The 5,294-nt window shown below is 60.2% G+C and carries 2 protein-coding genes; one reads left to right on the top strand and one right to left on the bottom strand.

Features of this window, described 5'->3' with window-relative positions; translation table 11 throughout:
• Positions 1-1,346, bottom strand: a 1,346-nt coding sequence (locus tag D6877_RS23870) for a TolC family outer membrane protein (RefSeq protein WP_130912300.1), incomplete at its 3' end; no start/stop codon positions are given.
• 532 nt (positions 1,347-1,878) lie between these two features.
• Between D6877_RS23870 and D6877_RS23865 the strand changes: the two genes are divergently transcribed.
• Positions 1,879-5,294 (top strand): retention module-containing protein (locus D6877_RS23865; protein WP_130912299.1); only part of this gene is annotated, 3,416 nt, incomplete at its 3' end.

Here is a 5,294-nt window from a genome sequence, read left to right as displayed (position 1 = left end):
GGCAGGCGCGCCTGGTTTTTCACTTCGGTCGTGGCAATCGCATCAGCCGGCAGCACCACGCGCTGTTTGCTCAGCAACTGGCCCATGTTCGCCAGCACGCGGTACATCGAGTATTCCTCGGTGTAGCGGATTTCGGTGTAGCGGCGGTTGGCGTTGTACAGCTCGTTTTCGCTGTCGAGCAGGTCGAGCAGGGTGCGTTGGCCGAGGCCGAACTGATCCTGATAAGCAGCGCGCACGCGTTTGGTGGTTTCGGCGTATTCGCGGGCGGTCGGTGTCTGCTTCTTGGCGTTTTCCATGGCGTTCCAGGCCAGGCGAATGTTCTCGTTGAGCTGACGCAGGGCGTTATTGCGGATGTCCATCGCCTGGTTGATGTCGTGGGCATTCGCCGCCAGACGTGCCTTGTCGCTGCCGCCACGGAACAGGTTGTAGTTCATCACCACACCGACACGCCATTCGTTGTCGTGGCCTTCGTCGCCCTGCACGTTGTTGTTGGCGCCGACTGCGGCTTCCGCATCGAAGCGCGGGTAGAACGGCGACTTGGCCACTTCGTACTGGCTCTCGGCGGACTGCACGTCAGCCTGGGCCGATTTCAGGTACGGGTTGTTGTCGACCATGCTCTGCTGCGCTTCACGCAGGTCCGGCGGCAGTTCACCGCGAGTCGAGGCCGGGGTTTCCAGTTCGTCGGGCATGCGTCCGACCACGCTGTAGAAATTCGATTCGGCGTCGGCCAGATCGACTTCGGCGGTGTCGAGGTTGTTCTGCGCCAGTGCACGACGGGCAACCGATTGATCGGAGTCGGCGGTGCTGCCGATGCCGCGCTCGGTGCGCAGGCCGATCTGATCGTTGACGCGCAAGTGCGCCTGCAGGTTGTTCTTGGCCAGCGTCACCAGTTCACGCCGCTTGAGCACTTCGAGGTAGACCTCGATGGTGCGCAGGGCCAGATCCTGTGCGGTGCCTTGCGCGTAGTAGGCGCGCGAATTGGACACGCCCTTGGTGCGCTCGACCTCGTTGGCGGTGTTGAAGCCGTCGAAGATCATCTGCCGCAGACGCAGCTCGGACTGGGTGTAATTGAGGATTTCGGTGTTGTGATTACCGAAGGCGCGGGTGTTGGTGTTGTCGCTGTAGCCGCGCCCGTAGGCAGCGTTCAGATCGACCGACGGATAAAACCCGCCTTTTGCCACTTTCACCTGTTCATCCGCAGACAAGCGGGCGTCCACGCGCGAAGCCAGTTCCGGGTGGGTAGCGATGGTGCTCTGAATCGCCTCGGTGAGGTTCATCGCCTGGGCTTGGGAAGTGCAAGCCATGGCCAGCAAAACCGCGCTGCAGAGGGGGGTTAAAACGCGCATGGGTGCATCTCCCTGGATCTCAATGTTGTGTTACCGCCGCCAAATATTTGACGTAAATTTAGGGTGTAAGCGTTTCACTCTTGTAACAACAGAGCTAAGAACATCCTAGAGCGTAGCTAAGAAAAAATTTTCATAAGGTTTATTCCAAAAAAAACTTATGCGGTTTTTCAAAAGCAGCACATTGTTCAGCTCGAAAGCCTTTGTTTTATGCGCTTTAGGGAGCTCGAAAAGGCTTGAGGAAAGTTCCATTCACTTTGCGAGACACTGCGAAGTACTGCTGAAGGGGAGGGACGCGTAGCGGGGAATGAGCGACAGATTTTTGTCACTCGGGTGATTCACCACCGTTACGTAGCGCTAGTGGGTCGATGGATTGAACGGGGTTGGCAAGTGCTTGATGGCGCTGACAATTCGTTTCAAACCGGGCCTGCGAAACGAACTGTCGAGGGTGCGAGCGTCGCCCCCGGCAACCCGATTGAGCCATGGGCTGCTTCGCGAACCAGTGCCGACGGTGGTCGGCAGCGGAGGATTTCACATGGCAGCGCTCATTGGTACGGTCACAAAAGTCATTGGTCAGGTGTTCGCTCAGGCGAGCGACGGCATCAAGCGTCCGCTGTTCGAAGGCGATCGTTTGTACGCTGGCGATCAACTGATCACCGGCGCGGAAGGCGCGGTGGCAGTGAAACTGCAAAACGGCGAGGAATTGACCCTCGGCCGGGGCAGCAGCATCACCATGACCGGGCAATTGCTGGCCGACCAGGCTGTCCCGGTGAACGTCGACGAAGCGCAGACCCCGAGCCAGGCGCAACTGACCGATGTCGAGCAGATCCAGCAAGCCATCGCCGCCGGTGAAGACCCAAGCAAAACCGCCGAAGCCACCGCGGCTGGCCCCAACGCGCCCACCGGCAATACCGGTGAACTTGGCGGCGGGCACAGTTTCGTTCTGCTCACCGAAGTCGGCGGCCGAGTCGATCCGATCATTGGTTTCCCCACCGCTGGCTTCAACGGTATTCCCGAATTTCCCGAGTATCGTCGCGATGCGGACATCGACAATGGCGACGACACGCCAGCGCCAGTCGTGGTGCCACCGCCACCGGTGAACAATCCGGTTATCCTCAACGGCCTCAATGGAGCGGATGGCGAACTCAACCTCAATGAAGCCAATCTGCCTGACGGTACAGCGGCCAATCCAGGCGCGCTGACGCAAAGTGGCAGCTTCACGGTCTCGGCAGCGGATGGTTTGAACAGCCTGAGCATCGGCGGCATCAACGTGATTGTTGGCGGCGTGCCGATCGGCTTTCCCCAGTCGATCACCACGCAACTGGGCAACACCCTGACCATCACCGGTTATAACGCGGCGACCGGCACGGTCAGCTACAGCTACACCCTCAACGGCAACGAAACCCACGCGGCCGGCGACGGCGTGAACAACCTCAGCGAACAGTTCACAGTGATCGCCACCGACAGCAACGGCGACAGCGCCACTGGCACGCTGGATGTGAATATCACCGACGACGAGCCTAAAGCGTTTGACGACGCCAACGGCATTGCCTCGGAAACCTTGCTGACCCTGACCGGCAACGTCCTCACCAACGACATCCAAGGCGCCGACCGCGTACCCACCGGACCGGTCACGCCGGGTACTTTCACCGGTACTTACGGCACGTTGGTGCTGAACGCCGACGGCACATACACCTACACCCTGAATACCAGCGACGCCGACTTCAAAGCCTTGACCGGCGGCGGTAACGGAACCGAAACCTTCGCCTACACCATCACTGATGCCGACGGCGATAGCAGCAGCGCCAATCTGGTTCTGCAGATCCACAACAACGACGATCCAGTCACCATCGATGGCCTGAACGTCGCCGGTGGCGAGCTGACGATCTACGAAAAAAACCTCAGCGACGGCAGCGCCCCGGATGCTGGCGCGCTGACGCAAAACGGCACGTTCACCATCACCGCACTGGACGGCGTCACAACGCTGACCGTCGGTGAAATTGCCGTGGTGAACAATGGCGTCGCCGCAGGTTTCCCGCAATCGATCACCACGCCGCTGGGCAGCACGCTGACGATTACTGGTTTCAACGCTGTAACTGGCGTGGTCAGTTACAGCTACACCCTGGCTGATAACGAAGCGCATCCGAACGCCAACGGCGCCAATAATCTGCCCGAGCAGTTCGCAGTCACGGTAGTCGATGACAACGGCACCACCGCCACCGGCACGCTGGACGTGAACATCGTCGACGACCTGCCGAAAGCCAACGATGACAGCAACGGTACCGCCTCGGAAAGCCAACTGACCCTGACCGGCAACGTCCTGACCAACGACGTGCAAGGTGCCGACCGCGTGCCTACCGGCCCGGTTACTCCGGGCACTTTCACCGGCACGTTCGGGACGTTGGTTTTGAACGCCGACGGCACTTATACCTACACGCTCAATACCAGCGATGTCGATTTCAAAGCCTTGACCGGCGGTGGCAACGGCACAGAGACCTTCGCCTACACCGTCACTGATGCCGACGGCGATTCCAGCACTGCCAACCTCGTTTTGCAGATTCACAACAACGATGATCCAGTAATCATCGATGGCCTTAACGTCGCCGGTGGCGAGCTCACGGTTTACGAAAAAAACCTCAGCGACGGCAGCGCCCCGGACACTGGCGCGCTGACACAAAACGGCACTTTCACCATCACCGCACTGGACGGCGTGACCACGCTGACAGTCGGCGGCATCGCCGTGGTGACCAATGGCGTCGCCGCAGGCTTCCCGCAATCGATCACCACGCCACTGGGCAGCACGCTGACGATTACTGGTTTCAACGCTGCCACCGGCGTGGTCAGCTACAGCTACACCCTGGCCGACAACGAAGCACATCCGAACGCCAACGGCGCCAATAATCTGCCCGAGCAGTTCGCAGTCACGGTAGTCGATGACAACGGCACCACCGCCACCGGCACGCTGGACGTGAAAATCGTCGACGACCTGCCGAAAGCCAACGATGACAGCAACGGCACAGCGTCAGAAACTCAATTGACACTGACCGGCAATGTCCTCACCAACGACGTGCAAGGTGCCGACCGCGTACCAACAGGTCCAGTCACGCCGGGTACTTTCACCGGTACTTACGGCACGTTGGTGCTGAACACCGACGGCACCTACACCTACACCCTGAATACCAGCGATGCCGATTTCAAAGCCTTGACCGGCGGCGGTAACGGCAGCGAAACCTTCGCCTACACCATCACTGATGCCGACGGCGATAGCAGCAGCGCCAACCTCGTTCTGCAGATCCACAACAACGACGACCCGGTGCTGCTCAACGGCCTCGACGTCAACGGTGGCGAACTCACCGTCTACGAAAAAAACCTCAGCGACGGCACCAGCCCGAATTCCTCGGCGCTGACTCAGAGCGGCACCTTTACCGTCAGTGCCCTCGACGGTCTGCAAACTCTCACCGTGGGCGGCATCAACGTCATCACTGGCGGAGTGGCCGCAGGCTTCCCGCAATCAATCGTCACCCCGCTGGGCAGCACCTTGACCATCAGCGGTTATGACCCGGCGACCGGCGTGGTCAGCTACAGCTACACCCTGGCCGACAACGAAGCCCATCCAACCGCCAACGGCGCCAACAGCCTCACCGAAAACTTCGACGTCGTCGCGACCGACACCGATGGCAGCAGCGCCAGCGGCCAGATCAACGTCAACATCGTCGATGATTTGCCGACCGCCCATGCGGACGCGGCTTCGGTGGCTGAGGGCGGCACCGTCAGCGGCAACGTACTCAACAACGATATCGGCGGCGCGGATGGTCCTGCGGTTGCCGGTGCAGTGGTCGGCGTGCGTGCCGGTGCCGACACCTCGACTTCGGCCATTGGCGGACTCAATTCGCAGATCAACGGCACCTACGGCTACCTCACGCTTGATGCCAACGGCAACGCCGTTTATCA

The organism is Pseudomonas sp. Sample_9, assembly GCF_004307535.1.
GTDB classification, from domain to species: domain Bacteria; phylum Pseudomonadota; class Gammaproteobacteria; order Pseudomonadales; family Pseudomonadaceae; genus Aquipseudomonas; species Aquipseudomonas mercuritolerans.
The sequence above is the reverse complement of the archived record's forward strand: the minus strand, read 5'-3'. Positions and strand labels throughout refer to the sequence as shown.